Source organism: Cupriavidus sp. 10L45, from assembly GCF_056395225.1.
The window spans coordinates 575,145-592,449 of record NZ_JBFTJC010000001.1; the positions used below are offsets into that span (position 1 = coordinate 575,145).

The following is a 17,305-nucleotide window of genomic DNA, read 5'->3' on the forward strand; positions in this document are numbered from 1 at the left end:
TCCGGTATCAGCAGGTGTCAGCAGGTTTCGGTCGGCTTCTTGCGCGACTTGGGCATGTCCGCGAAGACCACGCTGCCCTGCGGCTTTTTGCCGAACAGCGAGCCCTCGGACGTACCGCCCGAGCAGCCGTTGCCAAACGTGAAGCCGCAGCTGCCTTTCTCGTTGAAGCTGTCCTCGACCATTTCCTTGTGTGACGATGGAATCACAAAACGATCCTCGTAATTGGCGATGGCCAGCAGGCGGTACATGTCCTCCACCTGCACCGGGGTCAGCCCCACCTGCCGCAGCACGGCGAGGTCCGCCTCGCCATCCACGACTTCCGAGCGCTTGAACGCCCGCATGGCCAGCATGCGCTGCAGGGCGGTCAGCACTGGCGCCACGTCGCCGGCGGTCAGCAGGTTGGCGAGGTACTTGAGCGGAATGCGCAGGCTCTGCACGTCCGGGATCATCCCGTTCATGCCCATGAAGCCGCTTTCCGCCGCCGACTGGATCGGCGAGAGCGGCGGCACGTACCAGACCATCGGCAGCGTCCGGTATTCGGGATGCAGCGGGAAGGCGATCTTCCATTCGCAGGCCATGCGGTAGACCGGCGACTTGCGCGCGGCATCGAGCCAGCTCTGCGGAATGCCCTGGCGCAGCGCCTCGGCCTGCACGGTGGGGTCGTTCGGGTCGAGGAAGACGTCGAGCTGGGACTGGTACAGGTCGCGCTCGTCCTCCACGCCGGCGGCGCTGGCGATCCGATCCGCGTCGTACAGCATCACGCCGAGGTAGCGGATGCGACCGACGCAGGTCTCGGAGCAGACGGTCGGCTGGCCGCCCTCGATGCGTGGGAAGCAGAAGGTGCACTTCTCCGCCTTGCCGCTCTGCCAGTTGAAATAGATCTTCTTGTATGGACAACCAGAGATGCACATCCGCCAGCCACGGCACTTGTCCTGGTCGACCAGCACGATGCCGTCGTCCTCGCGCTTGTAGACCGAGCCGCTCGGGCAGGACGCCACGCAGGCCGGGTTCAGGCAGTGCTCGCACAGACGGGGCAGGTACATCATGAAGGTGTTCTCGAAGGTCGAGTACATCTCCTTCTGCACGTTCTCGAAGAGCTGGTCGCGGCTGCGCGAGGCGAACTCGCCGCCGAGGTCATCCTCCCAGTTCGGCCCCCATTCGATCTTCTCCATCTTCTTGCCCGTCAGCACGGACACCGGCCGGGCGGTAGGCGGCGTCGGCATCAGCGGCGCCTTCTGGAGGTGCTCGTAGTCGTAGGTGAACGGCTCGTAGTAGTCGTCGATCTGCGGCAGGTTCGGGTTGGCGAACAGGTTCGACAGAATGCGCGCGCGGCCGCCCTGGCGTGGCGTGAGCGAGCCGTCGGGCTGGCGCTGCCAGCCGCCGTTCCACTTGCGCTGGTTTTCCCATTCCTTGGGGTAGCCGATGCCTGGCTTGGTCTCGACGTTGTTGAACCAGGCGTACTCCACGCCGTCGCGGCTGGTCCAGACGTTCTTGCAGGTCACTGAGCAGGTATGGCAGCCGATGCACTTGTCGAGGTTCAGCACCATGGCCACCTGGGCGCGGATCTTCATCGCGGGGCTCCTTCTTCTTGTGCGGACTGGGGCAGTGGGGTATCCATCCAGTCCACCTTGTTCATCTTGCGCAGGATCACGAATTCATCGCGATTGCTGCCGACCGTGCCGTAGTAGTTGAAGCCGTAGGCCAGTTGCGCGTAGCCGCCGATCATGTGGGTCGGCTTGGTGACCGCCCGCGTGACCGAGTTGTGGATGCCGCCGCGCATGCCGCTCATCTCGGCGCCTGGCACGTTCACGATCTTTTCCTGCGCGTGATACATCAGGCACATGCCTTGCGGCACACGCTGGGACACCACCACCCGGGCGGTCAGCGTGCCGTTGACGTTGAAGACCTCCACCCAGTCGTTGTCCCGGATGCCGTTGGCGCGCGCCTCGGCCTCCGAGATCCACACGTGCGGCCCCCCGCGCGAGAGCGTGAGCATGCGCAGGTTGTCCGAGTAGGTGGAGTGGATGCCCCACTTCTGGTGCGGGGTGATCCAGTTCAGCACCAGCTCCGGGTTGCCGTTGGGCTTGCGGCCCAGCATCGGCGCCACCGTGCGGGTGTCGATGGCCGGCTTGTAGACGCAGGCGCCCTCGCCGAAGTCGAGCATCCACCGGTGGTCCTGATAGAACTGCTGGCGCCCGGTCAGCGTGCGCCAGGGAATCAGCTCGTGGACATTGGTGTAGCCGGCGTTGTAGCTGACTTCCTCGGATTCCAGCCCGGACCACGTCGGCGCGGAGATGATCTTGCGCGGCTGGGCCTGTACGTCCCGGAAGCGGATCTTGTCGTGCTCCCGACCCAGTGCCAGGTGGGCGTGCGGGCGGCCCGTGATCTTGGACAGCGCCTCCCACGCCTTCACCGCCACGTGGCCGTTGGTCTCGGGCGCGAAGGTCAGGATCATCTCGGCGGCGTCGATGGCCGTCTCCAGCCGGGGCCGACCGTAGCTGACGCCGGGCGCGGTCACGGTCTGGGTCAGGTGGCCCAGTTCGGCCACCTCGTGCCTGGTATCCCAGCCGATGCCCTTGCCGCCGTTCCCGAGCTTGTCCAGCAGCGGGCCCACGGAGGTGAACTTCTTGTAGAGATCCGCGTAGTTGCGCTCCACCACGGTCATCGACGGCGCGGTCTTGCCGGGGATCAAATCGCACTCGCCGTGCTTCCAGTCGCGCGGCTCGAAGGGCTGGCCCAGCTCGCCCGGCGTGTCGTGCAGCAGCGGCGTGCAGACCAGATCCTTGCGCGTGCCCAGGTACGGGCCGCCAATCTCGCTGAACTTCTCGGCGATGGCCTTGTAGATCTCCCAGTCGGTCTTGCTCTCCCACAGCGGCTGCACGGCCTCGGAGAGCGGGTGGATGAACGGGTGCATGTCCGACGTGTTCAGGTCGTCCTTCTCGTACCAGGTGGCCGTGGGCAGGACGATGTCGCCGTAGAGGCAGGTCGTGCTCATGCGGAAGTCGAGCACCGTCAGCAGGTCCAGCTTGCCCTCGGCGGCCGGGCGGACGTTGACCTCGCTCGGGCGGATGGCGTCGCGCTCGTCGCTGAACACGGCGTTCTGCGTGCCGAGCAGGTACTTGAGGAAGTACTCATGGCCCTTGCCCGAACTCCCCAGGATGTTGGAGCGCCACACGAACATGTTGCGCGGGAAGTTGGCCGGGTTGTCGGGGTCGTCGCAGGCGAATTGCAGGGCGCCGGACCTGAGCTGGTCGACGGTATAGGCTACCGGGTCCTGCCCGGCGCGCTCGGCGGCGTCCACCACATCGAGCGGATTGGCGCCCAATTGCGGCGCGGACGGCAGCCAGCCCATGCGTTCCGACTTGGCGTTGAGGTCCAGCAGCGACAGCCCGGCGTAGCGCGCCTTGTCCGCCGTGGGCGCGAGGATCTCGTCCACGGCGAGCTTCTCGTGGCGCCACTGGCTGGTGTGGTTGTAGAAGAACGAGGTGCCGTTCATCTGGCGCGGCGGGCGCGACCAGTCCAGCCCGAAGGCCAGCGGCGCCCAGCCGAACTGGGGCCGCAGCTTCTCCTGCCCCACGTAGTGCGCCCAGCCGCCGCCGCTCTTGCCGATGCAGCCGCACATCATCAACAGGTTGATGATGCCGCGATAGATCATGTCGTTGTGGTACCAGTGATTCAGCGCGGCGCCGACGATGACCATGCTCTTGCCCTGCGTGCGGTGGGCGTTCTCGGCGAACTCGCGCGCCACCTGCGTCACCAGGCGGGCCGGCACGGTCGTGTGCTTCTCCTGCCAGGCGGGGGTGTAGGGCACGTCGTCATCGAAGGAGGTCGCCACGTTCGGCCCGCCCAGGCCCTGGTCCACGCCATAGTTGGCCAGCTGCAGGTCGTAGACCGTGGCGACCAGCGCCGTGCTGCCATCGGCCAGCGTCAGGCGGCGCACCGGCACGCGGCGGCGCAGCAGCGCGTCATGCTCGCCGCCGAAGTAGGGGAAGCCGACTTCCGCCACGGTGTCTTCTTGGCCGAGCAGCGACAGGCGCGGATCGATCGTCTTGCCGTCCTGGCTGTCGCGCAGCTCCAGATTCCAGCGGCCGGCCGTGTCGTCGCCGGGCGTCCAGCGGAAGCCGATCGAGCCGTTCGGGGCAGTCACCTCCCCGCTGGCATCGTCGATCAGCAGCGTCTTCCACTCCGCATGCCGGGACTCGCCGAGACTGCCGTCGAGATGGGAGGCGCGCAGGAAGTGATCGGGCACCAGCGTGCCGTCCTGCTCGCGCAGCCGCACCAGCATCGGCATGTCGGTGTACTGCTTCAGGTAGTCGCGGAAGTAGGCGGACTTGCCGCCCACGTGGAATTCCTTGAGTACGACGTGGCCCATGGCCATGGCCAGCGCGGCGTCGGTGCCCTGCTTGGGGGCGAGCCAGATGTCGCCGAACTTGACCATCTCGCCGTAGTCGGACGAGACCGCCACGGTCTTGGTGCCCTTATAGCGCACCTCGGTGTAGAAGTGGGCGTCCGGCGTGCGCGTCTGCGGCACGTTGGAGCCCCAGACCATCAGGTAGGTGGCGTTGTACCAGTCGGCGGACTCGGGCACGTCGGTCTGCTCGCCCCAGGTCTGCGGGCTGGCCGGCGGGAGGTCGCAGTACCAGTCGTAGAAGGACAGGCAGGCGCCGCCGAGCAGGCTCAGGTAGCGCGCGCCGGCCGCGTAGGACACCATCGACATGGCCGGGATGGGCGAGAAGCCGATCACGCGGTCCGGGCCGTACTGCTTGACCGTGAACGCGTTGGCGGCGGCGATGATCTCGGTGGCCGTGGCCCAGTCGGCCCGGACAAAGCCGCCCAGCCCGCGCACGCTCTTGTAGCGGGCGGCGCGTTCGGGGTCCTGGCTGATCCAGGCCCAGGCGGCGATCGGGTCCATGGTCTGGCGCGCCTCGCGCCACATGGCCATCAGCCGGCCGCGGATCATCGGGTACTTCACGCGCTGGGCGGAGTAGACGTACCAGCTGTACGAGGCGCCGCGCGGGCAGCCGCGTGGCTCATGGTTGGGCAGGTCCGGGCGCGTGCGTGGGTAGTCGGTCTGCTGGGTTTCCCAGGTAATCAGGCCGTTCTTGACGTAGACCTTCCACGAGCAGGAGCCCGTGCAGTTGACGCCGTGGGTGGACCGCACCACCTTGTCGTGCTGCCAGCGGGTGCGGTAGCCGTCTTCCCACTTGCGGTCTTCGTTGACCACGGCGCCGTGGCCGTCGGCATAGGTGGACGTGACGCGCGACAGGAACTTCAGTCGATCGAGGAAATGACTCATGGTTTGGCTCCAGCAGGGACACTTGCAGCTTACGGAGCGCGTGCCGCGCAGGCCATTCGCTGGTGGAGCAGGGGAGACGACGGCGATCGGCCTAGGCGGGACCCGTCGGCATCGTCCGGAAGAACTATGCCGACGGGCGGGGTTGACGCGCGGGTGAAGCAGGAATCAGCAGGGCATGGCCGCGTTGCGGCGCGCGTAGCACCACCAGGTAATCGCGGCGCAGCTGATATAGAACAAGATGAAGAGATGGAGCGCAGCGTCCGGCGCGCCGGTCATCTCCAGCGCGGTGCCGAAGCTCTTGGGGATGAAGAAGCCGCCGTACGCGCCGATGGCGCCGGAGAAGCCGAGCACGGCGGCGGATTCCCGGGCGGCGTCCTGCACGGCCACCCGCTGGGCGGGCGCGCCCGGGCCGGCGGCGCGCAGGCGCTCGGTCAGGAAGATCACCGGGATCATGCGGAAGGTGGAGCCGTTGCCGATGCCGGTCAGCGCGAACAGCACGATGAACGCGCCCAGGAAGCCGCTGAAGCTGCCGCCCGTGCCGTTGTGCGGCAGCGCCGCCAGCACGGCCACCACGCCGCCGATCATGCCGAGGAAGCTCCACAGCGTGACCCGCGCGCCGCCGAGCTTGTCTGACAGCCAGCCGCCCACCGGGCGCGTCAGCGCGCCGACCAGCGGGCCCAGGAAGGCGTAGGCCGTGGGGTTCACGTTCGGGAACTGCGACTTGGTCAGCAGCGCCAGCCCGGCCGAGAACCCGATAAACGAGCCGAAGGTGCCCACGTAGAGCCAGCACATCAGCCAGTTGTGGCGGCGCCGGAAGATCACCGCCTGCTCCGCGAACGAGGCGCGCGCGTCGGCAATATCGTGCATGCCGAACCACGCCGCCAGCGCCGACACGGCGATAAACGGCACCCAGATAAAGCCCGCGTTCTGGAGCCAGAGCTGTTGCGTGGCGCCGTTGGCCGCGTATTCCTGCCCGGCCCCGCCCAGCGCGCCGAACACGGCCACCGACACCACCACCGGTGTCACGAACTGCACGATCGAGACGCCGAGGTTGCCGATGCCGGCGTTCAGGCCCGTGGCCAGCCCCTTGCGCGCCTTCGGGAAGAAGAAGCTGATGTTCGCCATCGACGAACTGAAGTTGGCGCCGCCCAGCCCGCACAGCAGGGCCAGCCCCAGCAGCGTCGGGTAGCTGGTGGACGGGTCGCGCAGCGCGAAGCCCATGCCGAGCGCCGGAATCAGCAGCAGCGCGGTGGAGATGGCGGTGAAGCGCCGCCCGCCGAAGATCGGCACGAGGAAGGAGTAGAAGATGCGCAGCGTGGCGCCGGACAGCGCCGGCAGGGCGGTCAGCCAGAACAGCTGGTTGCCGGTGAAGTGGAAGCCGGCGCGGTCCAGGTTCACGGCCACCACGCTCCAGAGCATCCAGACCACGAAGGCCAGCATCAGCGCGGGAATGGAGATGCAGAGGTTGCGGTAGGCGATGCGCGCGCCCTGGTATTTCCAGAACGCCGGGTCTTCAGGTTCCCAGCGGGTCAGTACGGAGGTGCTCATGGCGTTATCTCGTCGAAGGGGGGAAGGTGGGAAAGATTCAGGCCACCGCCGGGGCGGCGCCGCGATGGCTGTAGTGCATCCACACCAGACTCACGCAGACGGTGCCGTACATCAGCATGAAACAGCTGCTGCGCACGCCGGTCAGGTCGGCCAGCGCGCCGAACAGGATCGGCAGGATGAAGCCGCCGAGCCCCCCGGCCAGCCCCACCACGCCGGAGACGGCGCCGATGTTCTGCGGGAAGTCATTGGCGATGAACTTGAATACCGACGCCTTGCCGATGGCGAACGCGATGCCCACCGCGAACAGCAGCACCGTGAACAGCGTGGGGGACAGGCCGAGGTGGAAGGCCAGCGGACCGTTGGCGGTCTGGATCACGAGGTCGGTCTGCGGGTAGCTGAGCAGGAAGAAGCCAACCCAGCTCACCCACATCACCCACCAGGTGGTGCGATGGGCGCCGTAGCGGTCCGAGATCCAGCCGCCGATGGCGCGCAGCATGCCGCCGGGCAGGGAGAAGCACGCGGCCAGGAAGGCGGCGATGCGGATGTCGAACCCATATTCGCCGATGTAGTAGCGCGTCATCCACAGCGCCAGCCCCACGTAGCCACCGAACACCACCGAGTAGTACTGGGAGTAGCGCCAGACCCGTGGGTCGCGCAGCATGGCCATCTGGGCACGCCAGCCGGCGCTGCTGGCGGCCACGCGGTGCGCCGGGTTGCTGGCCGAGAAGACCCAGAACAGCAGCGCCGTGGCCAGCATCGCCACCGCGTAGACCTTCGGCACGATGGTCCAGGTGCCGGCGGCGGCGATCAGCGCCGGGGCGACGAATTTGGTTAGTGCGGCCCCGGAGTTACCGGCGCCGAAGATGCCCATCGCCAGCCCCTGCCGATGGCGCGGGAACCAGCGCGCCACATAGGGCGTGCCCACCGAAAACGAGCCGCCGGCCAGCCCGAGCAGCAGCCCAAGCGCCAGCAGCTGCCAGAGGGTGGTGGCATAGGCGAGCAGCCAGATCGGCACCACGGTGGCCAGCATCAGCAGGAAGAAGACGATGCGGCCGCCGTAGCGGTCGGTCCAGATGCCCAGCGGCACGCGGATCAGCGATCCGCTCAGCACCGGCATGGCGGCCAGCAGGCCGAATTCGGTGTCGTTCAGGCCAAGCTGCTGCTTGAGCGGAATGCCGAGCACGGCGAACACCATCCAGACAGCGAAGCAGATGGTGAACGCGAACGTGCTGGAGGCCAGCACGCCGTTGGCGCGCAGGGAGATCGCCGGCGCGTCGTGCAGGACGGCGGAGGAGGGGGGAGAGGACGAGGATGAGGGGGAGGCCATCGAGAGGTCCTAATGGACAACAAGGGATGGCCCCCAGCGTAGGCACGGCTGCCTGCCGTGCCTATTCGCCGGCCGGGGAGCGGGCGGGGCGGGTGGCCCCTGTCGATGGAACTAGTCCGGTTGGTGGTTATCGATCGGACAAATTCGAGAACGCGGGTCAGGCAGTCACGATGCCTCCGGGGCCAGCCCGGCGGCCTGACCGCCATCGCTCCGCCGTTCGGCCCGCACGGCCAGCAGCGCGATGCCCAGCGCGCCCAGCGGCGCCAGCGCCGCGATCCACGGCAGCGCGGTCAGCCCCGGGCCGTGGTCGACCACCACGCCACCGAGCCACGCGCCAATGCCGTTGCCGAGGTTGAACGCGGCGATATTGAAGCTCGACGCCAGGTTCTGGCCCGCGCCGTGGGCGTGGCGCATCACGCGCAGCTGCAGCGGGGAGACCGTGGCGAACGCGGCCACGCCCAGCGCGCCGACGAACGCCACCACCGCCACTGGCTGGTGGAGCGCCAGCGTCATCGCGGCCAGCACCAGCGTCAGCACCGTCAGCGAGCCCAGCAGCGCACCCGTGGGACGCCGGTCCGCCATGCGTCCGCCGAGGATATTGCCGATGATCATGCCGCCGCCGAACAGCAGCAGGATGGGCGACACCGCCGCCTCGCCGTAGCCCGAGACCCGGGTCAACAGCGGCTGCACATAAGTAATCACCGCGAAGATACCGACCGATTGCAGCACCGTCATCAGCAGGCCGAGCAGCACTTGGGGGCGGGCGATGGTGCGCAGTTCGTCGGCAAGGCGGGCCGGCGCGGCGTCGTCGCGGCTGCGCTGCACCAGCAGGGCGATCACCGCCAGCGAGGCCAGGCCGATCACGGTCATCGCCCAGAACGTGCTGCGCCAGCCGAAGTGCAGGCCGAGCCAGGCGCCGGCGGGCATGCCGAGCAGCGTGGCCAGCGTGAGGCCGGAGAACATCACCGAGATGGCCGAGGCGCGGCGGTTGGCGGGCACGAGGCCGGTGGCCACCACGGCGCCCACGCCGAAGAACGTGCCGTGCGTGAGCGAGGTCACCACGCGCGCAATCATCAGCGTGGTGTAGTCGGGCGCCAGCGCGCAGGCGGCGTTGCCGATGGTGTAGATCGCCATCAGCACCAGCAGCACGGCCTTGCGCGGCATGCGGCGGGTGAGCAGCGTGAGGACCGGCGCCCCGGCGAACACGCCGAGCGCGTAGCCGGAGACCAGCATGCCGGCGGCGGCGATGGTCACGCCGAGGTCCGCCGAGACCTGGAGTAGCAGCCCCATGATGACGAATTCGGCACATCCGATGCCGAACGAGCCGGCGGTCAGGGCATACAGCGCCACGGGCATCCGCGAGGACGGGCCGGTGGCGGGGGTGGAAGGGAGGGGCGCGGCCATGTCGGGAAGTTGGGGACGGATTCTGGAAGGCGCCAGTGTCGGCCTTTCGCAGCTTCCGAAAAACGGGCAAGATCCAGAATCAGTTTCAAGAAATCATTGAGAATCGGATCGGATCATGGACCGGATTGGCGACATCGGCTTGTTTCTGCGCGTGCTGGACCTCGGCTCGATCAGCGCGGCGGCGCGCAGCCTCGACCTCTCGGTGGCCGTGGCCAGCCAGCGGCTGCAACGGCTGGAGCGCGACCTGGGCGTGCGCCTGCTGCATCGCACGACCCGGCGGCTGCATGCCACCCCCGAAGGCGCGGTGCTGGCGGAGCAGGGCCGGGCGCTGGTGGAAGACCTGGAGGCGTTGTCCGGCTCGCTGCGGCAGGCGGGCGCCGGCGTGACCGGGGTGCTGCGGATTACCACCTCGGCCTCGTTCGGCCGGCAGTATCTGTCGCCGCTGCTGCCGGATTTCCTGCGCGCCCATCCCGGCGTGCGCCTCAGCATCAGCCTGACCGACCATGTACTCGATCTGGTCAGCAGCGGCTTCGACCTCGCCATCCGCATCGGCACACTGGCGGACTCCACGCTGGTAGCGCGCAAGCTGGCGGACAACCAGCGTCTGCTGTGCGCCTCGCCCGACTACCTGGCGCAGCATGGCTGGCCGCAGACGCCGCAGGACCTCGCCCATCATCAATGCCTGATCCTGGTCGGCAGCCAGGGCCGCTCCGATGTCTGGCGGATGGGCGATGGCGCCGGCGGCGAGGTGGCCGTGCGCGTGCAGGGCCGGGTGGAGGCCAATACGGGCGAGTTGCTGGCCGATGCGGCGCTCGCCGGCTTCGGCATCGCCATGCATTCAGTCTGGCATGTCAGCGCCGACCTGCGGGCTGGCCGGTTGGTGCCGGTGCTGCCCGACTACCCGCTGGCCGACAGCGGCATCTACGCGGTGATGCCGCAGCGCCGGCTGGTGCCGCCGCGCGTGCGGGCCTTCGTCGATTTCCTCGCCCAACAGTGGGGCGACGCCCCGCCCTGGGCGGCCGGCTGGGGCGATGGCGGGGTCGATGGCACCCGGGCTGGGTGATGGTCACGAGACAAACTGCTTAAATCTTGAGCAGTCCGGTGGGGTAACGCACAGACGCGGCCCCGGGGGCGCGACGCCACAGGATATCCACAGAACCTGTGGATATCCTCAACGTGGGCCAGACCACGCCCCAAAAGCGCCTCCTGCGGCTATGCTGTGCCACCATCCTCGGTCAACTGTCAGCTTCGTGCTTCCTATGCGCAAGATCCGGCTTGTTGCGGCAAGGGTTTTCCCGATGTTTCTCGTGGTTGTGGCTGGCGCCGGCCTGTCCGGCTGCGTGGCCCAGTACCGCGTGCCCTCGGGCGCCCCCTATGCCAGCGTGCGGCTGCTGACCAATACCGATGAGAACACCACCTTCAGCGTGGTGGACCCGGCGAAGTGCCCGACGCCGGCCCGGCCGCTGGTGCTGGCCGGCATGGGCAAGCAGCTCGCCGCGATGGGGCGAGACCGGGGGCTGGACATGGCAGGCAGTTCTCCCGAGCCGCCCGCGCAGACGCGCGAGCGCAAGGTGGCGGTCGGCAAACGGGTGTATGTCGCGGTGACGTCGATGGCGGCGCCGCCGGCCGAAGAGATACGCTGCGCGGCGGGGGTGTCATTCATTCCGCAGTCAGGCGCGCAATATGAAATCCGCTATACGCGCGATGAAGCGGCGAGCCAATGCGCGGCGCGCGTGCTGCGCCTGCAGCCAAGGCCCGATGGCGGGGCCAATCTGGTGCAGGAAACCAGCCAGCAGGGATTCCGGGCGTTGCGAAAGGAGTTGATTTGCGACGCGCCGGGCGTTGAGCCGGCGCGCGCAGGGCAATAAGCGTCAGCGCTTATCGAGAGGAATATCGAACTCAGGCTTGTTCGATCAGGAAGCGCTCGGGGCGCTTGCCCAGCCATGCCGGGGCGCGGCCACGGCCCGACCAGGTCTTGCCGGTTTTCGGGTCCTGGTATTTCGGGGGCAGCGCTGCGGTCTTGCGTGCCGGGCTGGCACCGCTGCCAGCGGGACGACCACGACGGCGCTTCGGCGCAATATCGTCGACCGTCAGGTCGTAATCGGCCATCAATTGGCGAATCTGCGCCACGACGCCAGAGACTTCATTGGCGCGCACCTCGCTGAGTTTGGCTTCCAGTGCTTCTTTTTCAGCCAGTAGTTGCTTGTAGGTCGGCATTTTGGATCCCCGTTCAGATTGTTGTTCGCGGCATGTTACAGGACATTGCTGACTATTGTCGTGACTAGTCGTCCCATAAAATATTACAAAAGATAAACGGATTTTCCTAATGAAAAACGTTTGTTCCAGATGTGGGATCTGAATCGGACTACGCGAGTCCGTATTTTCGGATTTGAACGAATTTCAATGTCGATGCATTTCGACGAATGCCGACGAATCTCGACCAATGCCGAAATCGTGGAGCGAAAATCGCCGCGCATGACAGGCGCCGCGCAGGATTGGCGGCACTGATATTTTTGGCGACTCGGCAAGAAAAAAACCCCCGGAGGGAAAGACTCCGGGGGCTGCGAATTCCACTGGTTACCCAGGGTGGTACTGCACACATCGTTGACCGATGGGATCGGACATTTCTTAGATTGCCCAGCCTCCGGCATAGAAGGCGGCCAGCGCCACGGCAATGGCCACGGTGCCGATATTGAGCTTGCGCCATTCGCCCGAGACGATTCGGCCAATCACCAGCGTGCAGAAACCGAGCATGATGCCGGTGACGATATTGCAGGTCAGCACGATAAAGACCGCGCAAACCAGACCGGCCATGGCATCGACCAGATCGTCCATATGCAGGCGGCTGACGCTGGACAGCATCAGCAAGCCCACGTACATCAGCGCAGGCGCCGTGGCGTACGACGGCACCAGCCCGGCCACCGGCGAGAAGAACATCACCGCCAGGAACAGCACGCCGACGGTCACCGCTGCGAGGCCGGTGCGCGCGCCGGCGGCCACGCCCACGGTGGACTCGATATAGGCCGCCGCCGGGGCGCCGCCGAACATCGCCGAGAAGATCGAGCTGACCGAGTCGGCGGTCAGCGCGCGGCCGCCGTTATGGATGCGGCCGGTGGCGTCGAGCTGGTTGGCCTGGCCGGCCACCGCGCGGATCGTGCCGGTGGCGTCGAACACGGCGGTCATCACCAGCGCCAGCACGCTGGGCAGCACGGCGGCGGACAGCGCGCCGCGGATGTCCATCGCACCGATCAGCGAGGCATGGCCGGGCGTCGACAGGCTCGGCAGCGCGAACGCGCCGGTGTACTTCACGGCCGGGTCGAACATCAGGCCCAGCGCCGAGATGACGATGATGACCAGCAGGATGCCGCCCGGCACGCGACGGCGCTCCAGGCCGAAGATCGCCGCCAGCCCGAGTACCGACATCACCACCGGGAACGCCGTGATGTGGCCCAGTTGCACGGGCAGGCCGGGGCCGGGATTCTTGACCACCAGGCCGACCTCGTTCGAGGCAATCAGCAGTAAGAAAAGTCCGATGCCGATCCCCGCGCCATGGGCCACGCCGGCCGGCAGGTTACGCAGGATCCAGGCGCGCACGCCGGTGACCGAGATCGCCGTGAAGACCACGCCCATCAGGAACACGGCGCCGAGCGCCACCTCGGGAGAGAGCTTCTGTCCGAGCACGAGGCCGAAGGCCATGAAGGCGGTGAGGGAGATGGCGCAGCCGATGGCGATGGGCAGCTTGGCCCAGAGCCCCATCAGCAGCGAGCCGAAGGCCGTGGTCAGGCACACGGCCACGAACACCGCGCTGGTGTCGAAGCCGGCCTTGCCGAGCATGCCCGGCACCACGAACACGGCATAGACCATCGCCATGAAGGTGGTGGTGCCGGCCACCACCTCGCGGCGCCGCGTACTGCCGCGTGCGCTGATCTGGAAATACTCGTCGATTTTTCCCGCGCGGCCGGCGCGCGTGCCCTGCGCGTGCGCTACGTCATCCACGTCCGTGACGGACGGATACGGCTGTTCGATCATGATGGTCTGCCTCCTTGCAGGGGCGCCGCGCCGGTCCGCGTACGGATACGGCGTCAGCTTGTCTCACGTGGTTCTGGGTGCGAGGGCGGAGGTCCCGGTGGCATCGGTGCTCGGGGTGCGGGCGTCTCTTTCCTCGGTGTCCGGCCCGGGGGCCGGTGGCCGGTCGGCTGCCTCTGGCGGGCAGGATCCGGCGAGGCTCAACGGTAGGGGAGCGCTGCGCCGCTTTCATCATCGGGGCGCGATGCGGAACATGCGGGGCGCCGAATAACCACGGGTTTGCGGTGCTTCCGGAGGCTCAGGGATTTCCCTCGGTGGACGGCCGGACGGCGATTTTGGCCTTCGATGGGCCCTGGAAGGTAGGTTCCGGTCACATGGCCGGGGCATCCTGCCGGAAAGCGGGCGGGATCGCTAAAGGTCCCGGCGGCGGCGCCGATAGACCTTTGGCAACACCTGTCCATTTACCCATAGTCACCCCCAGCCAGCAGCGGAGCAAGCACGATGACCAGCGCGATGAGAGACATTGACGAGCGCACGAACCTGACCAACAACAATCAGTTCGAACTGCTGTTGTTCCGACTTGGCGACGCGGCGAACAGCGGGCAATCCGAACTGTTCGGCATCAACGTATTCAAGGTCCGCGAAATCCTGGTGATGCCGTCGGTGACCACCGTGGTGGGCGCCGAGCCGTCCATCCTCGGCATGGCCGACATCCGGGGCCAGGTGATTCCCGTGATCGACCTGCCGCGCCTGCTGGAGTGCCAGCCGAAGTCCGGCCTGAACATCATGCTGGTGACGGAGTACGCGCGCTCCACCCAGGGCTTTGCCGTGGAAGCCGTGGAAGAGATCGTGCGCCTGGACTGGAGCCAGGTGATCTCGGCCGAGACGAGCGTCAAGGGCGGGCTGGTGACCAGCATCGCCAAGCTCGATGTCGGCGGCGAGAACCCGCGTCTGGTGCAGGTGCTCGACGTGGAGCAGATCCTGCGCGATGTGCTGCCCACCCGCCAGCCGGACGTGGACCCAGCCACCGTGGGCCCGGCGCTGAACCTGCGCCCTGGCACCAAGGTGCTGGCCGCCGATGACTCGGCGCTGGCGCGCGGCCTGATCGAGAACGGCCTGAAGGCGATGGGCGTGCAGGTGGTGATGACCAAGACGGGCCAGGAGGCATGGGAGATGCTGGGCAGCATCGCCGATCTCGCCGCCTCGCAGGGCAAGACCATCCGCGACGAGATCGCGCTGGTGCTGACCGACCTGGAAATGCCCGAGATGGACGGCTTCACGCTCACGCGCAAGATCAAGAGCGACGCACGGCTCAAGTCCCTGCCGGTGGTCATCCACTCGTCGCTCTCCGGCGAGGCCAGCGAGGAGCACGTGCGCAAGGTCGGCGCCGATGCCTATGTGTCGAAATTCCTGGCGAAGGATCTCGCGGACACCATCCGCGGCGTGATGGCCCGCCATCCGTAAACGCGTCTTTTCCCCTCTCCCTTTGGGAGAGGGGCAGGGGAGAGGGCCGGCGGTTCAACATGCAGTGTCGCATCGAGAACCACTTGCCCTCTCCCCCAACCCCTCTCCCGCAAGCGGGCGAGGGGAGCAACGCCTCCCCTCTCCGAAACCAGTTGCATAAAAATCGGGCAGTCCAGCTCTTTCCAATGCTGGCGCGGGTTTGCGGGTCGCGGGGTGGGCGATTATCCACTGGAACTGTGGATAGCTCTCGTTCGCATTCTTCGCCCGCCCGCCCCGGCTCTCCGCTGTTTACATCAGTCGCTTACTTCGGCTGCTCCACCGTACGCAGGTACGGCTTCAGCGTCTTGAAGCCCTGTGGATATTTCTTCTTCGCATCGTCGTCCGAGACCGATGTCGGGATGATCACGTCCTCGCCCGGTTTCCAGTTGACGGGCGTGGCCACGGTGTGCTTTGCGTTGAGCTGGAGCGAGTCCAGCAGGCGCAGCACCTCGTCGAAATTGCGGCCCGCGCTCATCGGATAGACCAGCATGGCCTTGACCTTCTTGTCCGGGCCGATCATGAACACCGAGCGGATCGTGGCGTTGTCCACGGCGGTGCGTTTGCCGCCGCTAGCCTCGGGGTGAATCATGTCGTACAGCTTGGCCACGTGCAGGTCCGCGTCGCCGATCATCGGATAGTTGACCGCGCTGCCCTGGGTCTCCTCGATGTCCTTGGCCCAGCGCTGGTGGTCGTCAACCGGGTCGATCGACAGGCCGATGATCTTGGTATTGCGCTTGTCGAACTCGGGCTTGAGCTTGGCCATGTAGCCCAGCTCGGTCGTGCAGACCGGGGTGAAGTCCTTCGGATGCGAGAACAGGATCGCCCAGCTGTCACCCATCCATTCGTGAAAGCGAATCTTGCCTTCCGTGGTATCAGCGGTGAAGTCAGGGGCTTCTTCGCCTAGTCGAATTGCCATGTCGCACTCCTTGTTTCAGTCAGGGCCAGGTGGATGATTGGGCTGCCGGCGTCGCCGGGGAACTCCAGTATAGGAATTACACGGTGAAAAAACTCCCTCCACTGGTGTATGGTCGGCGTAGTCTCGGCGTCACATTTCGGAGGGGGGAAGGGCGGCGCTACGCCGGCCGCTCCAGGTCCGCGATCACCGCGCGCAGGAAGCGCGCCGCCTCCCCGCCCGTGACCACGCGGTGGTCGAAGGTCAGCGAGAGCGGCATCACGCGATGCACGGCGGGCTGGCCGCCGGCCGCCACCACTTCGTCACGTATACGCCCGGCGCCAAGGATGGCCACCGTGGGCGGCACCACGATCGGCGCCGCGTAGCGGCCCGCGATCATGCCGAAGTTGGACAGCGTGATGGTGTTGCCGCGCATCTCCTCCGGGGCGATGGTGCGCGCGATGATGTCCGCGCGCATGCGGTCGAGCCCGGTGCGCAGGTCGGCGGCGTCGCGCTTGCCGACGTTGCGCAGCACCGGCACGAACAGACCCTCGGGCAGGTCGGCAGCAATGCCGACGTCGATCCGCTCCAGCACATGGCGCCGCCCGCTCTGGCCCTCGTACCACGCGTTGAGCCCCGGCTCGGCATGCACGCCGGCCACCAGCGCGCGCACCAGCCGGATCGTGATGTCGTTGCCCGGGCCTGCATCGTGCTGCCAGGCGTGCAGGTCGGCATCGTCCATGACCGTGGCCGCCGCCACCTCGCTCTGTGCGCGGGCCATGTTCTGGGCCATCGCCCGGCGCACGCCCCGCACCACTTCGGCCGGGCCGAGATCGGCCAGCGTGGTGGCCACGCGCTGCACGTCCGTGGCCGTAATCAGGCCGTCATGGCCGGAGGGCGTGACCATGGCGAGGTCCACCGACAGCTTGCGCGCCAGCGCCCGCACCGCCGGCGTGGCCTTGATGCCGTGCGCGCCACCCGGACCGAGCGGCGCGGCGGCTTCCGCCAGCACCTGCGTGCCGACCTTCACCGCGCCCACCACGGTGCCGGCATCGTCCTGGGCGCTGCCGACCCCCTCGAAGCCCACCAGCGGCGCGCCGAGGTGGACGATATCGCCCGGCTGCGCGAACAGCTTGGCCACCTGGCCGCTGAATGGCGATGGAATCTCGACGATGGCCTTGGCGGTCTCCACGGACAGCAGCGGCTCGTCCGCCGCCACGCTGTCCCCGGGTTTGACGTGCCACGCCACGATCTCCGCTTCCTGCAATCCCTCGCCCAGATCGGGCAGCTTGAAGGTCCGCATGAACGT

The 17,305-nt window shown here is 67.2% G+C and carries 12 protein-coding genes; 3 read left to right on the forward strand and 9 right to left on the reverse strand.

What is annotated here, in order from left to right:
- Positions 1-17 precede the first annotated feature (17 nt).
- From narH to AC1DFU_RS02635, 5 genes are all read right to left on the reverse strand, one after another.
- Positions 18-1,571: a nitrate reductase subunit beta gene (gene narH, locus AC1DFU_RS02615; RefSeq protein WP_092296925.1), complete on the reverse strand. Its 1,554-nt coding sequence runs from the start codon at positions 1,569-1,571 to the stop codon at positions 18-20.
- The gene (locus tag AC1DFU_RS02620) at positions 1,568-5,296 is read right to left on the reverse strand and encodes a nitrate reductase subunit alpha (protein WP_441592857.1); all 3,729 of its coding nucleotides are present in this window, start codon (positions 5,294-5,296) and stop codon (positions 1,568-1,570) included. Before AC1DFU_RS02620 ends, narH begins: the two co-directional genes overlap by 4 nt.
- 165 nt (positions 5,297-5,461) lie before the next feature.
- Positions 5,462-6,844 (reverse strand): NarK family nitrate/nitrite MFS transporter, encoded by a 1,383-nt coding sequence (locus AC1DFU_RS02625; RefSeq protein WP_092296931.1) that lies wholly within the window; start codon positions 6,842-6,844, stop codon positions 5,462-5,464.
- A gap of 37 nt (positions 6,845-6,881) precedes the next feature.
- Positions 6,882-8,171, reverse strand: a complete 1,290-nt coding sequence (locus AC1DFU_RS02630) for an MFS transporter (RefSeq protein ID WP_092296934.1) — start codon at positions 8,169-8,171, stop codon at positions 6,882-6,884.
- Positions 8,172-8,336: 165 nt separating this feature from the next.
- Complete coding sequence (locus AC1DFU_RS02635; protein WP_441592858.1) at positions 8,337-9,575, reverse strand: MFS transporter; 1,239 nt, start codon at positions 9,573-9,575, stop codon at positions 8,337-8,339.
- 115 nt (positions 9,576-9,690) lie between these two features.
- Here AC1DFU_RS02635 and AC1DFU_RS02640 point away from each other — a divergent pair, with 115 nt between their 5' ends.
- Together AC1DFU_RS02640 and AC1DFU_RS02645 are read left to right on the forward strand one after the other, a co-directional pair.
- A complete protein-coding gene (locus tag AC1DFU_RS02640) occupies positions 9,691-10,638 on the forward strand; it encodes a LysR family transcriptional regulator (protein ID WP_441592859.1) in 948 nt (315 codons plus the stop codon).
- 196 nt (positions 10,639-10,834) lie between these two features.
- On the forward strand, positions 10,835-11,443 hold the full coding sequence (locus tag AC1DFU_RS02645) for a hypothetical protein (protein ID WP_255370887.1): 609 nt from the start codon (positions 10,835-10,837) through the stop codon (positions 11,441-11,443).
- A 31-nt stretch (positions 11,444-11,474) separates the two neighbouring features.
- Here the strand turns inward: AC1DFU_RS02645 and AC1DFU_RS02650 are convergent, their stop codons facing one another.
- Both AC1DFU_RS02650 and AC1DFU_RS02655 read right to left on the reverse strand, forming a co-directional pair.
- Entirely contained in the window at positions 11,475-11,792 is a 318-nt protein-coding gene (locus AC1DFU_RS02650; protein WP_092296944.1) for an H-NS histone family protein, read from the reverse strand.
- Between the two features lie 411 nt (positions 11,793-12,203).
- Positions 12,204-13,604 (reverse strand): NCS2 family permease, encoded by a 1,401-nt coding sequence (locus AC1DFU_RS02655; protein WP_441592860.1) that lies wholly within the window; start codon positions 13,602-13,604, stop codon positions 12,204-12,206.
- A gap of 498 nt (positions 13,605-14,102) precedes the next feature.
- On the opposite strand from AC1DFU_RS02655, the gene AC1DFU_RS02660 reads away from it, so the two are divergent.
- Positions 14,103-15,065: a chemotaxis protein gene (locus AC1DFU_RS02660; RefSeq protein ID WP_092296952.1), complete on the forward strand. Its 963-nt coding sequence runs from the start codon at positions 14,103-14,105 to the stop codon at positions 15,063-15,065.
- A 301-nt stretch (positions 15,066-15,366) separates the two neighbouring features.
- Here AC1DFU_RS02660 and AC1DFU_RS02665 read toward each other — a convergent pair whose 3' ends face one another.
- Both AC1DFU_RS02665 and AC1DFU_RS02670 read right to left on the reverse strand, forming a co-directional pair.
- A complete protein-coding gene (locus AC1DFU_RS02665; RefSeq protein ID WP_092296955.1) occupies positions 15,367-16,020 on the reverse strand; it encodes a peroxiredoxin in 654 nt (217 codons plus the stop codon).
- Positions 16,021-16,177: 157 nt separating this feature from the next.
- Positions 16,178-17,299 carry a dihydrolipoamide acetyltransferase family protein gene (locus AC1DFU_RS02670; protein WP_441592861.1) on the reverse strand — a complete coding sequence of 374 codons (1,122 nt, stop codon included), beginning with the start codon at positions 17,297-17,299 and terminating at the stop codon, positions 16,178-16,180.
- Positions 17,300-17,305: the final 6 nt, after the last annotated feature.

Coding starts and splice junctions, on each gene's coding strand:
- narH (WP_092296925.1), bottom strand. CDS start 1,571: ATGAAGATCCGCGCCCAGGTGGCCATGGTGCTGAACCTCGACAAGTGC.
- AC1DFU_RS02620 (WP_441592857.1), bottom strand. CDS start 5,296: ATGAGTCATTTCCTCGATCGACTGAAGTTCCTGTCGCGCGTCACGTCC.
- AC1DFU_RS02625 (WP_092296931.1), bottom strand. CDS start 6,844: ATGAGCACCTCCGTACTGACCCGCTGGGAACCTGAAGACCCGGCGTTC.
- AC1DFU_RS02630 (WP_092296934.1), bottom strand. CDS start 8,171: ATGGCCTCCCCCTCATCCTCGTCCTCTCCCCCCTCCTCCGCCGTCCTG.
- AC1DFU_RS02635 (WP_441592858.1), bottom strand. CDS start 9,575: ATGGCCGCGCCCCTCCCTTCCACCCCCGCCACCGGCCCGTCCTCGCGG.
- AC1DFU_RS02640 (WP_441592859.1), top strand. CDS start 9,691: ATGGACCGGATTGGCGACATCGGCTTGTTTCTGCGCGTGCTGGACCTC.
- AC1DFU_RS02645 (WP_255370887.1), top strand. CDS start 10,835: ATGCGCAAGATCCGGCTTGTTGCGGCAAGGGTTTTCCCGATGTTTCTC.
- AC1DFU_RS02650 (WP_092296944.1), bottom strand. CDS start 11,792: ATGCCGACCTACAAGCAACTACTGGCTGAAAAAGAAGCACTGGAAGCC.
- AC1DFU_RS02655 (WP_441592860.1), bottom strand. CDS start 13,604: ATGATCGAACAGCCGTATCCGTCCGTCACGGACGTGGATGACGTAGCG.
- AC1DFU_RS02660 (WP_092296952.1), top strand. CDS start 14,103: ATGACCAGCGCGATGAGAGACATTGACGAGCGCACGAACCTGACCAAC.
- AC1DFU_RS02665 (WP_092296955.1), bottom strand. CDS start 16,020: ATGGCAATTCGACTAGGCGAAGAAGCCCCTGACTTCACCGCTGATACC.
- AC1DFU_RS02670 (WP_441592861.1), bottom strand. CDS start 17,299: ATGCGGACCTTCAAGCTGCCCGATCTGGGCGAGGGATTGCAGGAAGCG.